Origin of the sequence: Streptomyces sp. NPDC006134, from assembly GCF_040628835.1 — a bacterium.
Classification (GTDB): Bacteria; Actinomycetota; Actinomycetes; order Streptomycetales; family Streptomycetaceae; genus Streptomyces.
The window spans coordinates 39,486-63,266 of record NZ_JBEXTV010000026.1 but is presented as its reverse complement, the minus strand read 5'-3'; the positions used below and the strand labels follow the sequence as shown (position 1 = coordinate 63,266).

General features: G+C 73.7%; 15 protein-coding genes and 3 tRNA genes. 10 read left to right on the top strand and 8 right to left on the bottom strand.

The annotated features are described in order from the left end of the window. Positions 1–47 precede the first annotated feature (47 nt). Complete coding sequence (locus ABZ340_RS18825; protein WP_358782882.1) at positions 48–1,451, bottom strand: PP2C family protein-serine/threonine phosphatase; 1,404 nt, start codon at positions 1,449–1,451, stop codon at positions 48–50. A gap of 617 nt (positions 1,452–2,068) precedes the next feature. On the opposite strand from ABZ340_RS18825, the gene ABZ340_RS18820 reads away from it, so the two are divergent. Further along, entirely contained in the window at positions 2,069–2,734 is a 666-nt protein-coding gene (locus ABZ340_RS18820) for a bifunctional DNA primase/polymerase (protein WP_358782881.1), read from the top strand. Between the two features lie 280 nt (positions 2,735–3,014). After that, on the top strand, positions 3,015–3,554 hold the full coding sequence (locus ABZ340_RS18815; RefSeq protein ID WP_358782926.1) for a hypothetical protein: 540 nt from the start codon (positions 3,015–3,017) through the stop codon (positions 3,552–3,554). Between the two features lie 384 nt (positions 3,555–3,938). Here ABZ340_RS18815 and ABZ340_RS18810 read toward each other — a convergent pair whose 3' ends face one another. The 3 genes from ABZ340_RS18810 to ABZ340_RS18800 form a co-directional block, all read right to left on the bottom strand. Beyond that, on the bottom strand, positions 3,939–4,904 hold the full coding sequence (locus ABZ340_RS18810; protein ID WP_358782880.1) for a DUF5926 family protein: 966 nt from the start codon (positions 4,902–4,904) through the stop codon (positions 3,939–3,941). A gap of 131 nt (positions 4,905–5,035) precedes the next feature. Continuing rightward, on the bottom strand, positions 5,036–5,674 hold the full coding sequence (locus tag ABZ340_RS18805) for an ATP-binding protein (RefSeq protein WP_358782879.1): 639 nt from the start codon (positions 5,672–5,674) through the stop codon (positions 5,036–5,038). 108 nt (positions 5,675–5,782) lie between these two features. After that, positions 5,783–6,610, bottom strand: coding sequence for a glycerophosphodiester phosphodiesterase (locus ABZ340_RS18800; protein ID WP_358782878.1), 828 nt, complete (start codon positions 6,608–6,610; stop codon positions 5,783–5,785). 257 nt (positions 6,611–6,867) lie between these two features. On the opposite strand from ABZ340_RS18800, the gene ABZ340_RS18795 reads away from it, so the two are divergent. Both ABZ340_RS18795 and ABZ340_RS18790 read left to right on the top strand, forming a co-directional pair. Continuing rightward, positions 6,868–8,331, top strand: coding sequence for a trypsin-like peptidase domain-containing protein (locus tag ABZ340_RS18795; protein WP_358782877.1), 1,464 nt, complete (start codon positions 6,868–6,870; stop codon positions 8,329–8,331). Between the two features lie 62 nt (positions 8,332–8,393). Further along, positions 8,394–8,480 (top strand) — tRNA-Ser (locus tag ABZ340_RS18790). A gap of 178 nt (positions 8,481–8,658) precedes the next feature. On the opposite strand, the gene ABZ340_RS18785 is transcribed toward ABZ340_RS18790, so the two are convergent. Further along, positions 8,659–10,086 carry a hypothetical protein gene (locus ABZ340_RS18785; protein ID WP_358782876.1) on the bottom strand — a complete coding sequence of 476 codons (1,428 nt, stop codon included), beginning with the start codon at positions 10,084–10,086 and terminating at the stop codon, positions 8,659–8,661. Positions 10,087–10,926: 840 nt separating this feature from the next. On the opposite strand from ABZ340_RS18785, the gene ABZ340_RS18780 reads away from it, so the two are divergent. From ABZ340_RS18780 to ABZ340_RS18765, 4 genes are all read left to right on the top strand, one after another. Further along, a complete protein-coding gene (locus tag ABZ340_RS18780) occupies positions 10,927–11,628 on the top strand; it encodes a DUF4232 domain-containing protein (protein WP_358782875.1) in 702 nt (233 codons plus the stop codon). Positions 11,629–12,087: 459 nt separating this feature from the next. Beyond that, complete coding sequence (locus ABZ340_RS18775; RefSeq protein WP_358782874.1) at positions 12,088–12,414, top strand: hypothetical protein; 327 nt, start codon at positions 12,088–12,090, stop codon at positions 12,412–12,414. A 304-nt stretch (positions 12,415–12,718) separates the two neighbouring features. Then, positions 12,719–13,276: a SigE family RNA polymerase sigma factor gene (locus tag ABZ340_RS18770; RefSeq protein WP_358782873.1), complete on the top strand. Its 558-nt coding sequence runs from the start codon at positions 12,719–12,721 to the stop codon at positions 13,274–13,276. A 183-nt stretch (positions 13,277–13,459) separates the two neighbouring features. Continuing rightward, complete coding sequence (locus ABZ340_RS18765; RefSeq protein WP_358782872.1) at positions 13,460–15,133, top strand: long-chain fatty acid--CoA ligase; 1,674 nt, start codon at positions 13,460–13,462, stop codon at positions 15,131–15,133. A 192-nt stretch (positions 15,134–15,325) separates the two neighbouring features. Here the strand turns inward: ABZ340_RS18765 and ABZ340_RS18760 are convergent, their stop codons facing one another. After that, on the bottom strand, positions 15,326–20,314 hold the full coding sequence (locus ABZ340_RS18760) for a PAS domain-containing protein (protein ID WP_358782871.1): 4,989 nt from the start codon (positions 20,312–20,314) through the stop codon (positions 15,326–15,328). 287 nt (positions 20,315–20,601) lie between these two features. Next, entirely contained in the window at positions 20,602–21,045 is a 444-nt protein-coding gene (locus ABZ340_RS18755; protein ID WP_358782925.1) for an SSI family serine proteinase inhibitor, read from the bottom strand. 352 nt (positions 21,046–21,397) lie between these two features. On the opposite strand from ABZ340_RS18755, the gene ABZ340_RS18750 reads away from it, so the two are divergent. Then, positions 21,398–21,488 (top strand) — tRNA-Ser (locus ABZ340_RS18750). A gap of 494 nt (positions 21,489–21,982) precedes the next feature. Then, positions 21,983–22,055: transfer RNA gene (locus ABZ340_RS18745), tRNA-Arg, on the top strand. 220 nt (positions 22,056–22,275) lie between these two features. Here the strand turns inward: ABZ340_RS18745 and ABZ340_RS18740 are convergent. Beyond that, positions 22,276–23,595 (bottom strand): LAETG motif-containing sortase-dependent surface protein, encoded by a 1,320-nt coding sequence (locus tag ABZ340_RS18740; protein WP_358782870.1) that lies wholly within the window; start codon positions 23,593–23,595, stop codon positions 22,276–22,278. Positions 23,596–23,781 lie beyond the last annotated feature (186 nt).

The window sequence follows — 23,781 nt, the reverse complement described above, 5'->3', positions numbered from 1 at the left end:
TGACACCCCGGGGTGCCCCGGGGCACCCCGGGGCGCTGCCCGCGCGGCTACTCGAAACGGACCGCCAGCAGCACGACGTCCTCCTCGCCCTCCGACCGGTCCAGCCCGTCCGGCAGCACCGTGCGCAGCACGTGCTCGGCGACGGCGTCGGGGTCGCTGCGCGCCGCCCGCGGCACCCCGGACGCCGCCGTGTGCAGCCGGGCGAAGGCGCGGTCGGCCGCCTCGCCGGTGCGGCGCAGCAGCCCGTCGGTGTACAGCAGCACCGTCTCTCCCGGCTCGGCGTGGATCTGCACGCTGGGCGCCTCCCAGCAGGCGAGCATCCCGAGGGGAGCCGAGACGGAGGTCTCCACGAACTCGGTGCGCCGCTGACCGACCAGCAGCGGCGGGCTGTGCCCGGCCCCGGCGAGGGTGATCCGGCGCAGGGCGGGCTCGCAGTAGCCGAACAGCGCGGTGGCCGAGCGGGCCGGTTCGGTCAGCCGCAGCAGCAGCTCCAGGTCGGACAGGACGGCGACCGGGTCCTCGCCCTCCATCACGGCGTACGCCCGCAGCGACGCCCGCAGCCGGCCCATCGCGGCGACCGCGCTCGGCCCCGAGCCGGTGACCGATCCGACGGCGAGGCCGAGCGCGGCCTCGGGCAGCGGCAGCGCGTCGTACCAGTCGCCGCCGCCGCGCGGCCCGGTGCGGTGCCGGGCGGCGAGCCGGACGCCGGCGATGCGCGGCAGCCGCGAGGGCAGCAGCTCCTCGGTCATCGTCGCCATGCACGCGCGCGTGCGTTCGACCTCCCGCAGCCGGGCGAGGTGCGCGGTGGCGTAGCGGGCGTACAGCCCGACGAGGTGGCGCCGGCGTTCGTCGGGCTCGGCGGGCTCGTCGTACAGCCAGACGGCGGCGCCCAGCCGGCCGGCGGCCTCGGTGGACAGGGGAAGGGCGTAGCTGGCGGCGTAGCCGAGGCGGGCGGCGACCTCGCGGTGGCGCGGGTCGAGCCCCTCCTCGGCGAACAGGTCGGGCCGGGCGACGCCGTCGGCGCCGTCCCCCGGTCCGGCCGGCGCGTCGAGGAGCCGGCCGTACGGCAGGGAGCCGCGCGGCACGGTCTCCAGGTGGCCGAGGTCGGCGCGGGCCAGGCCCAGGCCGACGGTGGTGTCGGGGCCCAGTCCGTCGGCCGGTTCCAGGACGACGAGGCCGCGCCGGGCGCCCACCAGGGCGGAACCCGCGCGGAGCAGTTCCTGCAGGGCCTCGGCGAGCGTGTCCGTGCGCGCGAGGCGTTCGGTGAACTCGTGCAGGGTCGTGAGGCCGGAGACCCAGCCGGCCAGCCGGTCCTGGAGGAGGGCGCCGGGGGCGGCCGGAGTGGAGCGCGGCCGGACCGGGGAGGCGCCGGCGGCGGAGGCGACAGTGTGGGCGGGCGCCGGAACCGCCGAATCGATTCCGGCCACTTTCGGAGGGTGCGGAGCGTTCATGGCAACCGGCTTTCCGACCGGTGCGTACTGCTGGAAAGCATCGCAAACCCCCATGTCTTCTGCGCCGCTAGCAGTGCCTCCACATGTACACGCACTCGTACGGAGATGTCCAGCATTGTCCTGCCGGTATTCCGGGTGTCCGTGAGGCGCGAGCGATTCCGTTTCCGACCCCCTTGCGGAAAGGCGAAGTTGGCTTGAAACTGCCCGGGAGGACGGCTTGTTGCGGTCGACTGGAGGTGCTCCACGGAGCGTCACAACGGTCGTGATGGGTACGTACTCGGTGAAGACCAGGGATGGTCGGTTCCCCCGGAACCTGGCGGCGGGCCCTGGCGTCTCCACCACCGGCGACCGTGCCCCATCCTCCCGTGGCGGAGGCGGAGAGAAATACGCGGAACGGCAAAACGCCAGACTTCGCCACCCCCGCGCCACGCCCGTGCTCTTGAGGAACCCGGTACGGACGTACGGCCGCGGACGCAGACCGAGCTCGGCCCTTGGGGTACCCCTTGCCCGCCGCGGGGGTGTGATGCGCCGGCAGGTACGCACAGTGAAGAGATCGACGCATGGTGTGAAGTGGCCCACGGTGTTGCCAGGCGTGCAACGGAAAGGAACGAGCGCTCATGCGCGAGATCCTCGGAAGGCGACGCAGGCTCCTGTCCCAGCGGAAGGACGGGGAGCCTGAGCTGATCGGCGCGGCCCTGACCTTCGCGACGCGATGGCAGTGGCCCGTGCTCCCGGGCGTGACGGCCGACCCGCGGGGACGGTCCCGCTGCGTCTGCCCGGACCCGGAGTGCACGGTGCCCGGTGCCCACCCCTTCGACCCCGGCCTCCTCGCGGCCACGACCGACGCGCGCATGGTGCGCTGGTGGTGGACCAACCGCCCGGCGGCACCGATCATCCTGGCCACCGGTGGCCAGGCCCCGTGCGCGGTCTCGCTGCCCGCGCTGCCGGCGGCCCGCGCGCTGGCCGCGCTCGACCGCGGCGGCATGCGGCTCGGCCCGGTCGTCGCCTCACCGTCCCGCTGGTCGCTGCTGGTCCGTCCGTACTCCATGGAGCAGCTCGGCGAACTGCTGTACGCCAAGGACTTCGTCCCCGGCTCCCTGCGCTTCCACGGCGAGGGCGGCTACCTGGCCCTGCCCCCGTCCGAGACCGGCCAGGGCACCGTCCGCTGGGAGCGGGCACCGCTGCCCGGCTCGGCCTCGCCCTGGCTGCCCGACGTGGAGGCCGTGGTGGACGCGGTCGTCGACGCCCTCACTCGTACGGGTGTGAGCGCGCCCGAGTTGTAGGGGTGTCGGCGCGGGCGGGGCCGGTGGCCCGCACGGTGTCGTTATCGTCCGCTTCATGCCGCTTCATCGTGGGGAGCATCACCGGCCCGGAGCTCACCCCGTGCCCGGGCGGGACCGCCGGACACCAGGCGGGTGGCGGCGTCGCCCGCAGCCCGGCACGGACGGCGCCGGTGCCGGTGCCGGTGCCGTCCGGCACCGGCGGTCCGCGGCCGTGCGCCAAGGTGCCGGGGAAGTGCCGGGCGGCGGGCCCGATCCCCGGCGGATCCGGCTGACCGCCCTCATGGGCATCGTGGCGTGCGCGGTCGTGCTCCCGTTCGCCGTGGCGTCCGCGGGCCCCGTGGGCCCCGTGGGCGAGACCCGTCCGCAGGTGCGGGAGTCCCCCGCGCCGTCCGGTGGCGGTGCCGACGGCAAGGCGCCCAGTTCTGGCCTCCCGCGTACGCCATCGCAGCTCGGACTCGGTGCGGCCACCGCCGTGCGCTGCGGGCCGGAACTGACCTCGCCCGGCGGTATCGAGGCGCAGACCTGTCTCCTGGTCCAGCCGGAGCGGACCTGGGCGCGGACCTACTACCGCAACGCGACCGGCGGCCCGCTGCACCTGGTGCTGAGCTTGATGGGACCCGGCGGCCGGGCCGTGCGGATGCACTGCGCGGTGGGGGAGGAGGACGAGCCGGGGACGTGTGAGACGCCCCGGGAGCGCCTGCGGGGAGCGCCGGCGGAGTACAGCGCCGTCGCGGAGTTCGCCGCGCCGGACGACGGGACGGCGGCCGGTCCGCTGCTGCTGCGCGCCGGGAGCAACTCGCCCACGGGCCCGGTCGGTTGACGTGCGGCCGTGTTCCGTACGGGCCGACGCGCGGGGAAAGGCCCGGTTGCCCGCGCATGGAAAGACCCGGTTGCTGGCGACGGGGGATGCACCAGCAACCGGGCTACTCGAACGGTAACAAGGGATCGGCGGTTAGCAAATTCGATCTCTGTGTTTCCGGTCATCGCCCGGTCGTCATTCGGTCGCCCTCCGCCTCGCCGAATGCCCTGTGCCGACGGAGAGTTGTGATCTGCGCCACCCGCTGGGACCGCAGTGATCCGGGGACCGGTGTGTCCGCCTGGGACCGCAGTGATCCGGGGACCGGTGTGTCCGCCGGTCCTCGGTCCCCGGCCACTGTGGTCCCCGGCCACTGTGGTTCCCGGCCACTGCGGTCCCCGGTGCGCGTCAGCTGAGCGTGACCTGCCGGTTGGTCAGTCCGCCGCGGGCACGGCGCTCGTCGGCGGTGAGCGGGGCGTCCGAGGCCAGGGCCTCGGCGAGGCGCTCGGCGAACTCGGCCGCCGGCTTCTCCACGTCCTGCGCGGTGACCTCGCCGGGCAGGTCCCAGACGGGGACGGTGAGCCCGTGGGCGCGGAAGGAGCCGACCAGCCGCGTGCCCTCGCCGAGGGTGGAGCGCCCGGCGGCCTGCAGCCGCGCCAGAGCGTCCAGAAGCCGCTCCTCCGCGTGCGGCATCACCCACCGCAGGTGGTTCTTCTCCGGCGTCCGGCACCAGTAGGCGGCGTCCACGCCCTGGAGCCTGACGGTGGGGATCGCGGCGGCGTTGGCCCGCTCCAGGGAGGCGGCCACCTCCGGCGTGGTGTTCTCCGGGTCCGGCACCCAGAACTCGAAGCCCTCGTGCACCACCGGCTCGAACCGGCCCTCGGGGTCGAGCAGGTCCTGCAGGCGCGGCCCGTCGGCCGGGGCGCGGCGGCCCTGCACCGGGGTGCCCGGCTCGGCGGTCAGCGCGCGCAGGAGGGTGTCGGCGAGGTCGCGGCTGATGTCGCCCGACGCCGTGTCGTTCTGCAGGCCGAGCAGCACCGAGCCGTCGTCGCGGCGCAGCGCGGGCCAGGCCATCGGCAGGACCGTGGCCAGCGTGACCGACGGGACGCCCTCGGGCAGTCCGTCCTTCAGCGTCAGCTCGGCCGTGGCCGCGGGGACCAGCTCCCGCAGTGCCACCCAGTCGCACTCGCCGGGCAGCCCCTCGAACGGGCGCTGCACCAGCTCGGTCACGGCCTGCGCGGCGGCCCGGCCGTGGCAGGCCTTGTAGCGGCGGCCGCTGCCGCACGGGCAGGGCTCGCGGGCGCCGACAACCGGGACCTCTCCGTCGGTGAGCTGCGGGCGCTTGGCCTTCGTCTGGGGTCGCTTCTTGGCCATCGTGGGTGTCTCCCGGTTACGGCTCTTCTGGTACGGCGCGAGCCTAGCCGTTCACGCCACGGCCGACGGGACCCTGTGGACAAAGGGAGTTCGGCCGGCCTGCCGGCGCCGTGCCCGGCGCCGGCCTCCGCTCAGCCGAAATCGTCGAACGCGCTCGCGTAGCCCAGGCCGGGTATCTCGGACACCGGCGGGGCCCCGACCCGCGTGGCGAAGTCGTCACGGCGGTGCCCGGCGTCGGGGTCGTGCACGTCGTCGTGGACGACGACCCAGACCGTGACCTCGCCGCAGGCGTCGTCCCGTACGCCCCAGTCGTCGGCCAGCGCGGTGATGATGTTCAGCCCGCGGCCGCCGTGCGCGGTGACCGACGGGGTGGCCGGCGCCGGGCGGGTCGGGCCGCCGCCGTCCGTGACCTCGACGACGAGCCGGCCGCTGCCCTCCACCCGCCAGGCGGCACGGACGGCGCCGTCCCCGGCCAGGGCGCCGCCCAGGGGGCGGCCGTGTTTGCATGCATTGCTCAAAAGTTCGGAAAGGATCAATACGGCATCGTCGATGACCGATTCCGCCACGCCGCCTCTGCGCAACTGATCGCGCATACAGCGCCGTGCTTCCCCCACGCCCGCAGGGCCATGGGGCACGGCCATGCTCGACGACGTGGGCACCTCCTGTGCCACCACCAACGCCACCCCCGAGACCTCCTTCGCCCCACGCCACGGAGTGGATGCCCCATTGGCCTGTACCGGAAACCGACTGATCGCCTGCCGGTGACGCATTCGTCACGGTCGAACACGTTCTGAACGCGCCGGAGCACTCCCTGTCATCGAGTGAACCGGCAGATGGCCGGATCCGGACCCCCGGGGGGCGGGGGGCGGGGGCTGCGGTCAGCGGCCGAGCCGGTCCAGCACCGCGCGCGGCCGGTTGGTGATGATGGCGTCGACGCCCAGCTCCACGCAGAGATCGATGTCCTCGGGCTCGTTCACGGTCCACACGTGCACCTGGTGACCGGCCCCCTTCAGCCGCTCGACGTACGCGGGATGGCTGCGCACGATCCGGATGGACGGGCCCGCGATCCCGACCCCCGCGGGCAGCCGTCCGTCGCGCAGCCGGGGCGAGACGAACTGCATCAGATAGACCGTGGGCAGCGTCGGCGAGGCGGCCCGCACCCGGTGCAGCGAGCGGGCCGAGAAGCTCATCACACGCACCGGGGACTGCGCGGGGTCGGCCGGGGCGTCCAGCCCGAACCGCTTCAGGAGCAGCAGCAGCCGCTCCTCGACCTGGTCCGCCCAGCGCGTGGGGTGCTTGGTCTCGATGGCCAGCTCCACCCGGCGCCCGGCGTCGCGGACGAGCCGGAGCAGCCGTTCCAGGGTGAGGACGGAGGTGGCCTCCCGGTCCTCCGGCCGGTGTTCCCACTGGGGCTGCTCGTCGCGCCCCCGCCAGGTCTCCCGCGTCTTCCACGAGCCGAAGTCCAGGGCGGCCAGGTCGGCGAGCTCCAGGGCCGAGACGGCGCCGCGCCCGTTGGACGTACGGTTGACGCGGCGGTCGTGGACGCAGACGAGGTGGCCGTCGGCGGTCAGGCGCACATCGCACTCGAGGGCGTCCGCGCCGTCCTCGATGGCCTTCCGGTACGCGGCCAGGGTGTGTTCGGGGGCGTCCTCGGAGGCGCCCCGGTGGGCGACGACCTGGATCCGGTGCTGCCGTGCGTGGGTCACCGCGACATGGTGCCACTGCGCGGGGGAAGACGTATGCCGGATGCAGGGACACCGAGTCCGTTTAGTCTTTGATGACCTGCTGTAAGGAACGACCGCGGACCCACAGCCACGGCTTATGGTGCTCTGACGGGCCGTGGGAAATGCTGGCATACGAACACATGCACAGCTGCATCGCGCCGGACCGTCGACCGGCGTGACGAGCGTGGCCGCGACCCGCCAGCGCGACCGATCAACAGCCGTGACCGAGGAGAGAAGCTGTGAGCACCGAGAACGAGGGCACCGCGGTACCCCCGGCCCCGTCCGCACCCCCCGTGCCGGTGGATTCTCCCGCAGCCTCCCCGCAGGAGGGGACGGCGCCGCACGGCGGCACCCCCGCGCCCCCGTCCGCGCCCCCGGCGGCGGGCCCGGACGACGCCTCCCGGGGACCCGCCGCACAGACGCACCCCGCCGCCGGCCCCTACGGGTACGGGTCCCGGCAGGGCTCGGCCCCCGACGCCGCCTGGCCGCCGCCTCCGCCGCCGGCCGGCCCGGCGTTCGGCCCGGCCGGGGACGGTTCCGGCGGCGGCTGGGGCTCCTCGTACCAGCCGCCCGCACCGAAGTCCGGCCGAGGGCGCGGCGGGCTGATCGCCGCCCTCCTGATCGCCGCGCTGGCCGCGGGCGGCCTGGGCGGCGGCCTCGGTTACACCCTGGCCAAGGACGGCGACGAGACCGGTTCCACCACGGTCTCCGCCTCCGACACCGGCGGCTCCGTCAAGCGCGACGACGGCACGGTCGCGGCCGTGGCCGCCAAGGCACTGCCGAGCACGGTCACCATCGAGGCCGAGGGCGCCGGCGGCGAGGGCGGCACGGGCACCGGCTTCGTCTTCGACAAGCAGGGCCACATCGTCACCAACAACCACGTGGTGGCGGAGGCGGTCGACGGCGGCAGGCTCACCGCGACCTTCCCCGACGGCAAGAAGTACGACGCCGAAGTGGTCGGCCACGCCCAGGGCTACGACGTGGCGGTCATCAAGCTGGAGAACGCCCCCTCGGACCTGAAGCCGCTCCCGCTCGGCGACTCCGACAAGGTCGCCGTCGGCGACTCCACGATCGCCATCGGCGCCCCCTTCGGCCTGTCCAACACGGTGACCACGGGCATCATCAGCGCCAAGAACCGCCCTGTGGCCTCCAGCGACGGCAGCGCCGGCAGCAAGGCGTCCTACATGAGCGCCCTGCAGACCGACGCCTCGATCAACCCGGGCAACTCCGGCGGCCCGCTGCTGGACGCCCGGGGCAACGTCATCGGCATCAACTCCGCGATCCAGTCCGCGAGCAACGGCCTGGGCGGCGCCGGCCAGGCCGGCTCCATCGGCCTGGGCTTCGCCATCCCGGTCAACCAGGCCAAGTACGTCGCCCAGCAGCTGATCAAGACCGGCAAGCCGGTGTACGCCAAGATCGGCGCCTCCGTCTCCCTGGAGGACACGGCGGACGGCGCCCAGATCACCGACCAGGGCGTCGGCGGCTCCGAGGCGGTCGAGCAGGGCGGCCCCGCCGACAAGGCCGGCCTGCGGCCCGGCGACGTCATCACCAAGCTGGACGACCGGGTGATCGACAGCGGCCCGACCCTGATCGGCGAGATCTGGACCCACCAGCCCGGCGACAAGGTCACGGTCACCTACGAGCGCGACGGCAGGCAGCACACGGTCGAACTCACCCTGGGCTCCCGCGTCGGCGACAGCTGACCCACGCGCGCGCGGAGCGACCCGCTACCCTGGTCCCGCGCCACCGGTCACAGGCGGCGCGGGGAGGCGTGCCCGAGCGGCCGAAGGGAACGGTCTTGAAAACCGTCGTGGCAGCGATGTCACCGTGGGTTCAAATCCCACCGCCTCCGCGGACCGAAGGTGTGTGATGCGCAAGGGGCGCCTCTCGTCGAGAGGCGCCCCTTCCGCGTGATGCCCGCCACGCCACGCCATGCCGTGCCACGCCACGCCATGCCGTGCCACGCCACGCCATGCCGTGCCGTGCCGTGGTCCGGTCCGTGGGCCGTCGCCTGCCGTCCCCTGCCCGGGTCAGGAGCGCTCGCGAGCGGCCGGGTTGTTCAGGCAGAGTGCGATGTTGCGGACCGCAGCGGTGAGTTCCTCGATCACCCGGGCCGCCTGCTCCGCGTTGTGGAAGGCCGGGCGGCCGGCCAGGGACAGACCCAGTTCCTCCGCCGCCTGAAGGGCCAGTCCGGTGTCCCCTTCGGAGGGGGAGGCACCGGCGGGCGCGGACGCCTCTGCCGTGCCGGTGGCCGTGGTGGTACCGGTGGTGGGCGCGGACACACCGGTGGCGGGGGAGGGGTCCGCTGCGGCGGGCCGGGCCGGGGCAGCCGGTTCCGCCGTGGGTGCGCCGGCGGTCACGGGCGCGGGTGCCTGCTGGTACGCCGGCTGGTGTGCCGGCTGGTGTGCCGCGTGGTGCACCGGCTTGGGGACGACCGGCGTCGACGAGCCGGCCGGCGTCTCACCGGCCTCCGCCTCCCTTCCGTAGCCGTCGTATCCGTCATGGCCGTCGTAGCCCTCGTATTCGTCGTAGCCGTCGTAGGTGTCGTACGAGGTGTGGTAGGCGCCGGAGTCACCGGTCGCGGAGGCGTACTCCTCCTCCGCCGACGCCGACGCCGACGCCGATGCCGACGGTGAGGGTTCGACCGGTACGGGGTGCTGGTCCCGGGTGGGCCGCTGGGCGTACGGGGTCAGATCCGGCGCGTGGCGTGTCCGGGGCAGCACGAAGTGGTCGAAGCCCGAGAACGCCAGGGGGGCGTGGGCGGAGGAGCGTGGGGTGTACTCGGTCTGCCACTGCATGCGGTAGCAGTCGACCTGGTCGGCGCAGGAGGCGCGGGCGTGGAAGACCGCCGTGTCCTCCCCCAGATCCGGGTACCAGAGGTTCGGCCCGGGGAAGCGTACGGTCCGCACCCGCGGCTTGATCAGCTCGGCGCACCCCATGCAGCAGCCCTCCGGCACCATGAGCGGGATACCGCCGTTCTGCTCCGGCCAGCGGGGGCCGCCCTCCCAGCGGTACTCCCCGTGGCGGCAGGGCGGCAGCTCTCCGCAGGCGCGGCAGACCGCGTAGTGCTCGGGGAGGACCTGCCAGTCGTGGCTGGCGGGGGCGCACCAGTGCTTGGGCGTGGACCGGGGGAGGTTCTCGTTGCGCAGCACCAGGATCACCGGGCGCTTGTAGAACTCGGCGCGTTCGGGGGCCGGTTTGACCGCCTGGTTGTTGGCCCGCCGCAGTTCGTTGGCGTGCCACCACAGCTCCACGTGGTCGCGCCACGCCTTCTCGTAGGAGTCCGGCCACCGGTCGCTGGTGTAGCTGTTGATCTCCAGGATTCGCCAGGCCTGACGGTCCAGTACCACGATGGAACCGGCTCGCAGTCGCAGGTGCGTTCCGTTGTCACCCTCGTCCGGCCAGTCGTGCCGGCCGATACGGGTGGGCTGGTCTGGGAGCCACCTGCGAACCTGCATGTCATGCTCCTCGGCAACGAAACTTCATAGTTTCAAATGGGGCAGTAGGCAACATTCTGAGCAATCGGGACGTTTACCCCGGTGGAGACACGCGCACGTCGTTGACGGAAGAAGATCAGAAGTGCTTCCCGTGTTCTCGCCGCATTCCGCAAAACCCTTTCCCAGCAGGCTTTTTCGCCTTGTGGGCCAGTGTCGTGCCAGACCTTCCGCAGGACCCGGGACAACGCTCCCCTACCCTGCCTCCCGACCCTGACGCTCACCCGTACGTGTGATGGGGCTTCGATCGCGGCGGCACCGTACGTGTGCATCGTCGCGCGGGACCGTCACCGATGGCCGGGTGACGGTCTGTCCGCAGGGTCGTGGGAGAGGGAGGAGGGGAGGGGAGGGGAGGGGAGGGGAGGGGAGGGTGTTCTCTCCGGTGCTCTTTCGTCCGGTCGGGCTTGTGACACGCCTGTGTCCGGAACTGTGGCTTCCGCCACGGCCTGGTGGGCCCGCCCCTGATGGGGTGGGGCGATGCGAAACTCCGTGCCCCTCGCGGTCTCAGGTGCCCTGGCCGCCGTTCTCCTGATCGGTGCCTGCGGTACCGAGGCCGCCGTGCCGGGAGGGGGCGGCGAAGCCGGTGACAGGGGTGACAAGGCGGCGGGGACGTGTGGTACCGACGCCTCCGCCGACTCCGGTACCGGAGCCGTCGGAGAGCGGGACGGGGTGCGGATCGTCGGAGCGAGCGCGGCGTCCGGCGGCGCCGGTTCACCGTCGGACACGGACACGGATACGGACACGGATACGGATACGGATGCAGACACGGGCGCGGGCACGGGCGCGGGCCGTTCCCAGTGTGCCGTGGTGTACACCGTCACCAACCGTGAGGCCGAGCCGTTCACGTACACCATCACCTTTTCCATCCGCTCCGAGCAGGGGGCGGCGATGGCGAACACGACCGAGACGGTGGGCTCCGTCGGGGCCGGCCGGACCGTGCGGCGCACCCTCGGCGCGGTGACCGCGCCCGGCGTCCACGGCGCGGGGCGCGTGCGGATCGTCGACGTGAAGAGGGTGCCCTCCGACGAGGCGCCGGCTCCCGAAGGCCCCTGTCCGGCGTCCGGACTGCGCCTCACCGCCGACGAGGGGGACGCGGCCATGGGGCTGCGGGTCGTGGGGCTGCGTCTGCAGAACTGCGGCAGCCGCCCGTACTCCCTCAGCGGCTACCCGGTGCTCGGGCTCCTCGACGAGGACCACGAGCCGGTCGACGGAATCGAGATCGTGCGGGGCAGTGGGGACATCGCCCTGATGCCCCACTTCGACGCCCCGCCCCGGCCGGTGACGCTGAACCCGGGACAGTCCGCCTCCGCCGGCTTGATGTGGCGCAACACCACCGGCTTCGGTACCGCGGTGGAGGTGCCGTACGTCCGGGTCAGGGCCCGGGCCGATGCCGCTCCCGTGATGGTCGCCCCGGACCTCGACCTCGGCACCACGGGCCGGCTCGGCGTCAGCGCGTGGCGCAAGGAAGCCGCCGACGGCCGGCGGCCCGTCCCTCCGGGTCCGTAGCCCGGCGCCGGCTCTCCGTGCCGGCACCCCGCGGGCCGCCGGTGCGACGGTGCGCCGGTGCGACGGTGGCGCGGACCGCCGGGCAGGGGCGGCCGAGTATTCCTTTTCGTTCTCGCGTTCGGATGCGGAAGGGGGGAGCGTGCGCGACACGCCGGTGCCGGGCGGGAGATGAGTGGCGTGGCGGAACGCTTCACCTCTTGTGGCGCTTGAGGTGGGGCCGCCCGTACTGTCCTGAGCGGGCGCACAAGGGGTGCAAAAGGGTTTATCGACTTGTCCTCACGCTTGAGGGCGAATCGGGGCTTCCGGGGTGGTTCGCCGGGGGGCCGGTGGGCAACTCTGATCTCGCGACGTCGTGCACAACACCGAGGCGGTCGGCCAACTGCCTTGGTGGACAGCCTGGTTCACGTACTTCCTGCGCTTCCGGCAGCTGGTCGGTGCGCACCTTCCTGGAGGAACAACATGGCAAGCATCCGTACCGCCCGCGTCATCGCCGCCGTCTCCGCCCTCCCGCTCGCCGCCGCCCTCTTCGCCGGCGTCGCCACCGCGGACAACGGCGCCTTCGCGGACAACGGATCGAGCGCCACCGCGGCGGAGGCGTTCGCCGGCATCCTCGGCAGCGGTGTCGGCGACGACAACAACGGCAACTCGGCCACCACGCAGCAGCAGGCGGTCGGCTCCGGCGCCTCGAACCAGAACAACACCGCGCAGGTCGACGGCTCCGCGTTCACGGCCATCAACCAGGGCAACGAGAACGTCGCCGTCAGCTTCTCCCCGCTGTGGTGGTGAGCTGAGGGGCCGGGAACGGCACGGCTGGCCGGCCCGGCTCCTCACCGACTGTGGGTGTGCTTCATGGGGTCGTTTCGCGTCTGCGCGGCGGTGCTTCGGCACCGCCGCGCAGGCGTGTGTGCGGCAGGACGCGTGAGGGCCCCGCGTCCTGCCGTGCCGCCCTCAGGGATGAACCCCCAGGGGCCCTCATCCTCTGCTCCACCTACAGGAGGTGCGGCCACCCCCACCCCTACAACCTGAGGCGGATCCGGCTTCGGGACCTGGGACCGATCCGGGGCGGCCCCCTCGCTCATAGCGTGGAGCCATGACCACACTCGTCTGCACCAGCGCTTCGGATGCCGCCGCGGCAGCGCCGCAGACCCTCGCGTACCCGTCGTTCGCGTCCTATGTGAGGGCCCGCCAGCCGGTGCTGCTGCGTACCGCCCGGTCGCTGACCGCGAACCCGAGCGACGCGGAGGACCTGCTGCAGACCGCGCTCGCCAAGACGTACGTCGCCTGGGAACGCATCGAGGACCACCGCGCGCTCGACGGCTATGTGCGCCGGGCCCTGGTGAACACCCGGACGTCGCAGTGGCGCAAGCGCAAGGTCGACGAGTTCGCCTGCGACGAGCTGCCCGAGCCGGAATCCGTACCCGGGAGCGACGACCCGGCCGAGCGACAGGCACTGCACGACGCGATGTGGCGGGCGGTCATGCGGCTGCCCGCCCGGCAGCGGGCGATGGTCGTCCTGCGGTACTACGAGGATCTCAGCGAGGCCCAGACGGCCGCGGTGCTCGGTGTCTCCGTCGGCACGGTGAAGTCGGCGGTGTCGCGGGCGCTGGGCAAGCTGCGGGAGGACCCGGAGCTCGGGGTGGTCCGGTAGCGGGAGCGGTAGGGGAAGGTCCCGGGGCTCGGGGTGCTCCGGTAGAGGAAGATCCCGGAGCCCGGAGCGGTCCGGTGGCGGGGCGATCGTGTCCGGACCGTGAGGTGATCGATCGTCCTCCCCTAGTGACATACCAAGCGGTATGTGCGCAGAATCAGCGCAACCCTTGCCGCCGCGCCGGCAATGACGCCCCGGGAGGATGCCGTGCTGAGCACCATGCAGGACGTACCGCTGCTGATCTCCAGGATCCTGACCCACGGGTCGACGGTCCACGGCACCTCGCAGGTGACCACCTGGACCGGCGAGGGCGCACCGCACCGCCGCTCCTACGCGGAGATCGGCGCCCGCGCGGCCCAGCTGGCGCACGCCCTCAAGGACCTCGGCATGGGACCGGGGGACGTGCTGGGCACCCTGATGTGGAACAACGCCGAGCACGTCGAGGCCTACTACGCCATCCCCTCCATGGGCGCCGTGCTCCACACCCTCAACCTCCGCCTGCCGCCGGAGCAGCTCGCCTGGATCGTGAACCACGCGGCCGACCGGGTCGTGATCGCCAACGGCTCCCTGCTGCCGCTCCTCGCCCCGCTGCTGCCCCGCCTGAAGACGGTCGAGCACGTCGTCGTCTCCGGCCCGGGCGACCGCTCCCTGCTGGCCGGGACCCCGGTCCGGGTGCACGAGTACGAGGAGCTGATCGCCGGGAAGCCGACGGCGTACGACTGGCCGGAGCTGGACGAGCGCACGGCCGCCGCCATGTGCTACACCTCCGGCACCACCGGCGACCCCAAGGGCGTGGTCTACAGCCACCGCTCCGTCTACCTGCACTCCATGCAGGTCAACATGGCCCAGTCGATGGGCCTGACCGACGAGGACACCTCGCTGGTCGTCGTGCCCCAATTCCATGTGAACGCGTGGGGCTTGCCGCACGCCACCTTCATGACCGGCGTGAACATGCTGATGCCGGACCGGTTCCTCCAGCCCGCGCCGCTCGCCGCGATGATCGAGAGCGAGAAGCCGACCCACGCCGCCGCCGTCCCCACCATCTGGCAGGGCCTGCTCGCCGAACTGACCGCCAGGCCGCGCGACGTGTCCTCCCTCACCCAGGTCACCATCGGCGGCTCCGCCTGCCCGCCCGCCCTGATGGAGGCGTTCGACCGGCTGGGCATGCGGGTCTGCCACGCCTGGGGCATGACGGAGACGTCCCCGCTCGGCACGGTCGCCCGCCCGCCGGCCCACGCGGTCGGCACGGAGGAGGAGTTCGGCTACCGGCTCACGCAGGGCCGCTTCCCGGCCGGCGTCGAGGCCCGCCTCACCGGTCCCGGCGGGGAGCGCCTGCCCTGGGACGGCGAGTCGGCGGGCGAGCTGGAGGTCCGCGGCCCGTGGATCGCGGGCGCCTACTACAACGGCCCCGATGCCGAACCGCTGCGCCCCGCCGACAAGTTCAGCGAGGACGGCTGGCTGAAGACGGGCGACGTCGGGACGATCTCCCCCGACGGTTTCCTCACCCTCACCGACCGGGCCAAGGACGTCATCAAGTCCGGCGGCGAGTGGATCTCCTCGGTGGAGCTGGAGAACGCCCTCATGGCCCATCCGGACGTCGCCGAGGCCGCCGTCGTCGCCGTCCCCGACGACAAGTGGGGCGAGCGCCCGCTGGCCACCGTCGTCCTCAAGGAGGGCGCGACGGCCGACTTCGCGTCCTTGCGCGCCTTCCTCGCCGAGGAGGGCAAGATCGCCAAGTGGCAGCTCCCGGAGCGCTGGACGGTCGTCGAGTCGGTGCCCAAGACGAGCGTCGGCAAGTTCGACAAGAAGGTGCTGCGCAGGCGGTACGCCGAGGGGGAGCTGGACGTCACCGAGCTCTGACGGCCGTCCCGCTCACCCGCCGCATCGCCGTACGACAGCCGCCGTACGACAGCCGGCGTACGACAGTCGCCGTCCCACCGTCGTACGGCGGTCACCGCCCGGCCCGGCAGCACCGCACCCCCGGACTCACCGCCGTCGCGGAGCGCCGGGCCCGGGGGCGACCACTCACCGAGCGGGCCGGCGACCCGTCGGTCAGTTGGTGCCGATCCGGGCGAGCAGGTCGACGATCCGCGTCTGCACCTCGGTACTGGTGGACCGCTCCGCGAGGAACAGCACCGTCTCCCCCGAGGCCAGGCGCGGCAGGTCGGCCTGGTCGACGGCGGCCGTGTAGACGACCAGCGGGGTGCGGTTGAGCTGTCCGTTCGCGCGCAGCCAGTCCACGATCCCGGCCTGGCGCCGGTGCATCCGCATCAGGTCCATCACGACCAGGTTGGGCCGGAACTGCGCCGCCAGCGCCACCGCGTCGGTGTCGCTCGCCGCCCGCGCCACCTGCATCCCGCGCCGCTCCAGCGTCGCGGTCAGCGCCAGTGCGATCTCCGCGTGCTCCTCGATGAGCAGTACGCGCGGCGGGTGCTGCTCGCTGTCGCGGGGCGCGAGCGCCTTCAGCAGGATGGCGGGATCGGCACCGTAGGCGGCGTCCCGCGACGCCTGCCCGAGCCCGGCCGTGACCAGCACCGGCACCTCGGCCGCCACCGCCGCCTGCCGCAGCGACTGGAGCGCCGTACGGGTGATCGGCCCGGTCAGCGGGTCCACGAAGAGCGCGGCGGGGAAGGCCGCGATCTGCGCGTCGACCTCCTCGCGCGAGTGCACGATGACGGGCCGGTAGCCGCGGTCGCTCAGCGCCTGCTGCGTGGACACGTCCGGCGCGGGCCACACCAGCAGCCGCCGCGGGTTGTCCAGCGGCTCCGGCGGCAGCTCGTCGTCCATCGGCTGCGGACGCGGGGTGTCCGCCACCTCGACGGCCCCGCCGGGACCGTCCAGCGGCTCGGGCCCCTCGGCGGCGTTCTCGTCGGGCGCGCCTATGGCGTACGACCGCCCGGCCCCCTCGCTCGCCTGCGCGAGCCGGTGCGGCTGGCCGGCCGGTGCCGGGGCGGCCGGCTGCGGCGGGGCCGCCCCCGGTGCGCGCGGCGGTACGGGGGCCTGCTCGCCGGCCGGGTGCGGCCGGGCGCCCTGCTCCGGCCGGGCGGCGGCCGGGTCGGGCGGCGTCCCCAGCTTGCGGCGGCGGCCCGAACCGCCCGGGTGGTGCGGTGCGGGGGTGGCCGTCGGCTGCTGCACCTGGGCCGCCTGCCGGTTGAACGGCACGCCTTGGCCCAGCGTCCGCACGCTGATCGCCCGCCCCTGCGTCGAGTTCGGGTCCGCCGGTGCCGCGGCTTCCGTGGGCAGTGGCTGCGCGGGCCGCGGAGCGCTCTCCGGCGGCAGCGGAGCCGCCCCCGCACCGTGCGCCGGCGCACCATGCGCCGGGTTCGTGCCCGCCGGCGTTACGGGAGGTACGGGAGTGGCGGCGCCGGCCGTCCGGGCGTCGTCCGGGGCGGCGGCACCGTCCGGCGGTACGGGGGTGCCGGGGGCCGGGGTCTCGCCGGCGACGGGCCACGGCTGCGGGGCGGGAACGCCCTGCGCCGCGGGGGCGGGCCGGGACTCGGGGAGCGGCTGCGACTGCGGCTGCGGCAGGGGCTGACCGGGAGTGCCGGGCTGCTGGGCGTCCAGGGCGACCTGCCCGGTCGCGTTCTGCCCGGTCGCGTTCTGCCCGGTCGCGTTCTGCGCGGACGTGTTCTGCGCGGGCGGAACGGGGACGGCCTGCGGCTGCGCCGGACCGGCCGGCTGCTCTTCCTGGGCGCGGGCCTGCGCCCGGCCCGGCGCGGCTGCCGGGCCCTGGGCGGGGATCTGCCCCGTGGACGGCGGGGCGGCCACCGGTTGCGCGGGAGTGCCCTGAGCCGTCTGCGGAGCGGTGACCTGCGGTTCCTGGCCGGGAACGGTCTGAGCCGGAGCGGCCTGGGCGGTCTGGACGGACTGGGCGACCTGGGCGGGAACACCGGCCCCCGGGACCGCCGTCGGTACGCCCTGACCGGCCGTTCCCTGCGCGGGCACGGTCGCGGTCCGCGGGGGCACGGGTCCGCCCGGAGCCGGCCCGGTGGTGTCCTGGGCCGGAACGTTCTGTGCGGGGACCGGAGCACCCTGGCCGGGCGTCGCCGTCGGCATCGCGGCCGGCACCGGCGCGTCCGGGGACGCGGGCACGGCCCGGCGACGGCGGCCTGCCGGCTCGTTCACCGGGTGCGGCTGCGGCGGGGTGTGGCCGACGGACTGATCATGCGGAACGGCGTCGTGCCGACCGTCGTCCGCCAGACCGCTGTCGATCAGGCCGTCGTCGATCGGACCGCCGCCGGAAGCATCCGCTCCGGCGCCACCGGCAGCATCGGCGAAACCGGCCGTACCGGCCGTACCGGCCGTACCGGCAGCATCAGCGCCATGAGCCGTTCCCTGCCCCTGCCCCTGTACCGGTACCTGCCCCTGTACCGGTACCTGCCCCTGTACCGGTACCTGCCCCTGTACCGGTACCTGCGCCGGTACCGGCGCCTGCCCGTGCCCCGGTGCCTGTCCCTGCGCGGGAATGTTCATCCCCGGCGACGTGGCACCCCCCGGAAGGTCCGGCGCCGCCTGAGGCGCCTCGGGGCCCGGGCCCGTCTGAGCCACACCGGCGGGCCGGTCCGCGTCGGCGGGCGGCAGGGCGAACACCTGACGGGGCACCGCTTCCGCCGCGGCGGCGCGTTCCGCCGCGGAGGCCAGCGCACGCCGCCGGCGTCCGGTCGGCCGGGACGCGTCGGCCGGGTCCGCCTCACCGGCCGGCGCGGGCAGCGCCGGCGGCAGCGCGTGCTGATCCTCGAGGGCACGCCGGGCCCGCCGCCCGGCCGGGGCGGGAACGCCCTGCGGCGGCACGGTCCCGCCCAGGCCGGTGCCCGCGGCCGCGGCGCCCGCGGCATGCTCGGCGGCCGTGACGACGGAACCCTCGGCCACGCCGGCCCCCGGCCCCGCGACCGTGTCCTCGGCCGGCCGCCTGCGCCGGCGTCCGGTCCCCCCGGGCACCTCGTCCGGCGACGGAACCGGCGCCGGAGCGGGCACCGGCTCCTCGGCCGTGCGCCTCCTGCGCCGCCCGGTCGGCGTGGTGCCCTCCGCCCCGGTAGCGCCGGGAACGCCGGAGTCACCGGCGTCACCTCCCGGTCCCGCGGCGTCGCCCTCCAGGAACGCGTCGACGGAAGGCCGCCGCGCCCGCCGCCGCCCGCCGCCCGCGGCCTGCTGCCCCGGCCCGGCCGTCTCGGCGACCGCGGCCCGGGCCGACGGCGCCTGGGCGGCATGCCCCTCGGCAGCCGCCCCCTCAGCCCTCTCGGCAGCCCCTTCGGCAACCGCCTCGGCAGCCCTTTCGCCCAGTTCCTCACCCAGCCCTTCGACCGGACCCTCGGCCGAACCCTCGACCGGTACCCCGGCAGGCTCCACGGCCAGGCCGGCTCCCGGAGCGGCCACCGCCCCCGCCCCACCGCCGATCGGGACTTCGAGGACGTACGCGCTGCCGCTCATGCCCGGCACCTCGTGCGTCTGGAGCACGCCACCGTGGGCCCGCACGATCCCGCGCACGATCGGCTCGTGCACCGGGTCTCCCCCGGCGTACGGCCCGCGCACCTCGATCCGCACGACCTCGCCGCGCTGGGCCGCCGCGACCACGACGGTGTTGTCCATGTAACCGCCCGCCGCCACGGGCGCGTTGCCGGTCGCGTCGACCCCCGCCACGTCGGCGACGAGATGCGCGAGCGCGGTCGCCAGCAGCCGCGGGTCGACCTCGGCCTCGATGGGCGGCGCGTGCACGGCGAACTGCACCCGTCCCGGCCCGACCAGCTCGACGGCCCCGTCGACCCCGGAGGCGACGACGGCGTCCAGCATCACCTTCGTACGGGAGATGCCCTCCGCACCGGTGTCCAGGCGCTGATAGCCGAGGACGTTGTCGATGAGCGTGGTGATCCGCGAGTAGCCGGCCGAGAGGTGGTGGAGCACCTGGTTGGCCTCGGGCCACAGCTGCCCGGCGTCGTCCGCGGCCAGCGCGGACAGCTCGCGGCGCAGCTCCTCCAGCGGCCCGCGCAGGGAGACGCCGAGGAGGGTGAGCAGCTGCTCGTGCCGGGCGGCGAGCGCCTCGTAGCGGTCCTTTTCCCGCTCCCCGAGCGCGGCGTAGCGCTCCTCGCCCGCGGCGAGTTCCTCCTCGTGCTTCTCCCGGAGCTCCTCCAGCTCGGTCACGTGCTTCTGGCGCAGGGCGGTCAGCTCGGAGGCGTGCTCCTCGGCGACGCGCTCCAGCTCCTCGGCGTGCCGCTTCTCGGCGTCCTCCCGCTCCTTCACGAGCGCCTCGTACGGCCGCCGGTCGGTGAAGGTCATCACGGCGCCGACGAGCTGGTCGCCGTCGCGGACGGGCGCGGTCGTCAGGTCGACCGGCACCTTGTCGCCGTTCTTGGCGTACACCACCTGCCCGCGCACCCGGTGCTTGCGCCCGGAGCGCAGGGTGTCGGCGAGCGGGGACTCGTCGTACGGGAAGGGGGACCCGTCGGCGCGGGAGTGGAGGATGAGGGTGTGCAGCTCGCGTCCGCCGAGTTCGCCGGCCCGGTAGCCCAGGATCTGCGCGGCGGCCGGGTTGACCAGGACGATCCGCCCGTCGGTGTCCGTGCCGACGACGCCCTCGGCGGCGGCCCGCAGGATCATCTCGGTCTGCCGCTGCGAGCGCGCCAGCTCGGCCTCGGTGTCGACGGTGCCGGTCAGGTCGCGGACGACGAGCATCAGCAGTTCGTCGCCGGTGTAGCCGTAGGCGTCGTACCCCTGCTGGCCGTTCTCCAGGTTGGCGCTGGTGACCTCGACGGGGAACTCGGTGCCGTCCGTGCGCCGGGCGATCATCCGGGTCGGCTTGGTCCGCGCCCGCGGGTCGATGTGGTCCGGCCGCCGCATGGAGCCGGGGATGAGCTTGGAGTCGAAGTGGGGCAGCAGGTCCAGCAGCCCGCGCCCGACCAGCGCGGTCCCCGGCGTCTCGAAGGTCTCCAGGGCGATGGTGTTCGCGTTGACGACGGTGCCGTTGGCGTTGACCAGCACCAACGCGTCGGGCAGGGCGTCCAGTATGGCTGCGAGGCGAGCAGCGCCTCGGGATGGCCTGCTGCTCACGAGACGCTTCCCTCCTGTTACCGCACCTTGCCGACCGCGGGGGCCATCTTGCCAACCGGCCCGCAGCGTGTCACGCGAGGGAGTCTAAGCGCTGGGGCCGTGCGCGCGGCGCCGGATGGGAGGGAGGTCGCACGACGAAGTGACGTAGAACGTGTGCCCGATCGATGGCCGATCGGTGACCGGCCGATGGTCGGCCGGTGGCCGGGCGAGGCTGGACGGGACCGGGCGGGACCGGGCGGGCCGGCCCGGCGCGCGGACCGGAGGGGCGGTCCGGTCCGCGGCCCGGCTCACGAGGACGCCGGTGACCCGAGGTCCGGCAGGAGCGGCACCAGACGGTCCCAGCGGGCGATCCGGCAGCCGTCGCGCCGGTCGTACGTCGCGTCGACCGGGCGTCCGGCCCAGGTGCCGGTGATCCGCGCGGTGGCGGGTCCGCCGTACTGCATGGTGCACACGCCGCCCTGCGGAGCCGGTCCGAAGACGTCCTCCCCCCATCGCGTGTTCCGCTCGACCACGGCACACGCCCCGGCGGGGTCGGGGTGGCTGCCGCCGTGCGGGTGGCAGCGCAGCTCGAACGTCCCGTCCAGGCCCTTGCCCGCGTTCTGGACGGTGACGGTCAGGTGGTCACCGTCCCGGCCCGCCACGCCCTGCGCGGCGGAGGCGGCGTACGCGGTGGAGGGGCCGGCGGCCAGGGAGGCGACCGCGGTGAGGGAGGAGGCGGCGGTGACGAGCATCCGCCGCAGGGCGGGACGGGGGCGGCGGGGCTCGGGCCGGGGCGCGGTCCGACGGCCGGCCCGGTGGGTGCTCTGCGCCGCGGCCCGGGACACGACCTGTGAGATGACCTGTGACATGCCCTGTCTAACGCGGCACGCCCGGGGATGTTGCGGCCGTCACCCGTGCGCCCCGCCGGAGGGAGCCGCCCCCGGCCCGGAGAACACGCCCTCGCCCGGGCCGGCGGGGACACCGCCAACCCCTTTGCCCTGCGGCCTGCTCGCCTAGTACCGTGGGGGGCGATTGGTGACACCACGCTCGACTGTGTCATCATCGGCACGCACCACTCGCACTCGCGCGCGGGATGTTGTGTCTGGAGGCGTCGCCTAGTCCGGTCTATGGCGCCGCACTGCTAATGCGGTTTGGGCCTTAAAGCCCATCGAGGGTTCAAATCCCTCCGCCTCCGCTCTCCGCTCAGGGAGTCCGGTCGATATCCGATATCGACCGGACTCCCTGAAGCTTTTTCCGGGGCCGGTCCGCCGAAGATCCGGGCGCTGATCGGCCGCGTGGGTTCCGCGGACCGCTCGGGCGGTACGGAGGCGAAGCCGTGGTGCGCCGCCCTGCACCGCACGGCGAGCTCGCCCCGCACCCGCTCCAGGAGGTACTGGTCGGAGGGGCGGCGGTCGCGGGCGCCGAGCAGCAGCGCCGTGATGTCGAGCGGCAGCGCCGCGACGCCGAGCGCGAGCGCACGGTGCAGGGGGACCGACCGGCTCCGCTCCACGCGCCCACACGGTCCACGGTCGCCGCCCGCTCGCCCTCGCATCACCCTCACATCGACGTTTCCGCAGGTCAGACGGGGTGTGCCTAACGGATTTCACATGTCGGCGGCAGTCATGTAATGTTCTTCCTGTCGCCGCGAGCGGGCCGAAAGGACCGGGAGCGGCGGAGAAAAAAGAACAAGCACTCGTAGCTTAACGGATAGAGCATCTGACTACGGATCAGAAGGTTGCAGGTTCGAATCCTGCCGAGTGCACACAGAGCAGGGGCCCCGGAGAGATCCGGGGCCTCTGGCGTTTCAGGGGCGTACGGCAGCGAAGTACGGAAACCACCTCGGAGGGCGGATCGACCGGCACCGGTGTGGCCGCCGCCGACCGGTCCGCAGGGCCCCCTGGCTTTTGTTTCTGCCTTCGTCCTGCCCCCGCTCGGGAAGCAGGGGTGCGTTCGTCGGCGTCTGCGAGGGGCGGTGCCCCGTGTCAGATGTCGTCCGCGGCCTTGCGGCGGCGGCGTACGACGAGAACCGTTCCGGCGCCGAGTGCGAGGGTGACGGCGCTCGCGAGGGCGAGCGGCGCCGTCGCGGAGGACGTACCGGTTTCGGCGAGGTTGCCGCTGGTGCTGGTGCTGGTGCTGGTGCTGGTGCTGGTGGCCGTTGTCTGCTTGGGCGTGCCGCCCTGGGCCGAGGGGCCCGGGTTTGTGCTCGGGGTCGCGGCACCCGGTCGCTTGTCGTCGTTCTCGCCGGGCCGGCCGGGCTTGGCCTCGTCGACCGTGCCGGGCTTGCTGCCCGCGGGCAGGAGTGCGAAGTCGTAGCGCTTCATCGGGCCCAGGACGCAGGGGTTGTACGCGTCGGAGGCGTCGCCGGCGAACAGGGCGTAGGCATCGGCGGCCTGGGCCGTGGAGCCGACCTTCATCCGCAGCTTCACGTCGCTCTGCTCGCCCGGCTTCATGGTGTCGATGTGCGCGATGTGCTTGGGCTCGTTGCCGCCGAGGGGCTGCCGGCCCGAGCCGTTGGACCACTCCACCTCCAGCCGGCTCTTCTCACCGCTGTGTTCTCCCTCCACGTGGAAGAACACCAGAGGGTCCACCGTCAGCGTGCGCTCGGTTCCGTTGGTCACGCGCAGGGTGAAATCGACGGTGCTCCCCGCGACGGCCTTCGACGGCAGCCCCACCGCGAGCGAGGTCAGCCCGTCCTCACGGACGCACTCCTTGGCGGCGGCGAAGGCCGCTTCGGCGTTCTCCTTGGCTTCGAGGGCCTTCTTGAGGGCGTCCTTGACCGTGCCGTACTCGCGGACGGCCGCCACCCTGGCGTCGTCCAGCGCGGTGTCGGCCTTCTCGGCCGCGGCGTCGGCCTCCTGCGCGGCCCTGACCGCCTCCGCCAGAGCGGCTTCGGCGGCTTCGAGGGCCTGCCGTGCCTCCTCGGTCTTCCCGGCGTCGCCCTCGGCCGCTTCGAGCCCGGCCTCGGCGTCCGCGACGGCCTTCTCGGCAGCGGCCTTGGCATCGGCCGCTTCCCCGGCCGCCTTGTCCGCGGCGATCACGGCCGCCTTGAGCGGGTGCGTGTCGGAGTCCAGGGAGGCCAGGGTGGCCTCGACCTTCTTCCGCCCTTCCGCCTCGGCGGCGACGGCTTCCTCATATGCCTTCTTCGCGTCGGCGGCGGCCTTTTCCAGCTCCGCGTACGTCGGCTGGTTCCGTGTCTGCGCCGCGGGCGTCCCGGAGGCGAGTGCCGGAGTGGCGGTGAACAGCGCGACGGGCGTGGTCACCGCGAGGGCGGCGGCCACGGCGAGGGGACGGCAGAGCTTCACGTGTGACCTTTCTTCGAGGGGAGGCAAAGGAGGGCGTCCCCTGAGAAGTGTGTACAGGGCGTCCTTAATCGCGGTGAGTTTATGGCCCGAGTAAAGGAATGGGGGGATGTTTTTTTGGGGATCGTGGCCGTGCCTGGCGGTTTTCCGTCTGGATGAAGGGGGCAGATGGGGATGGTTGTTCACCGT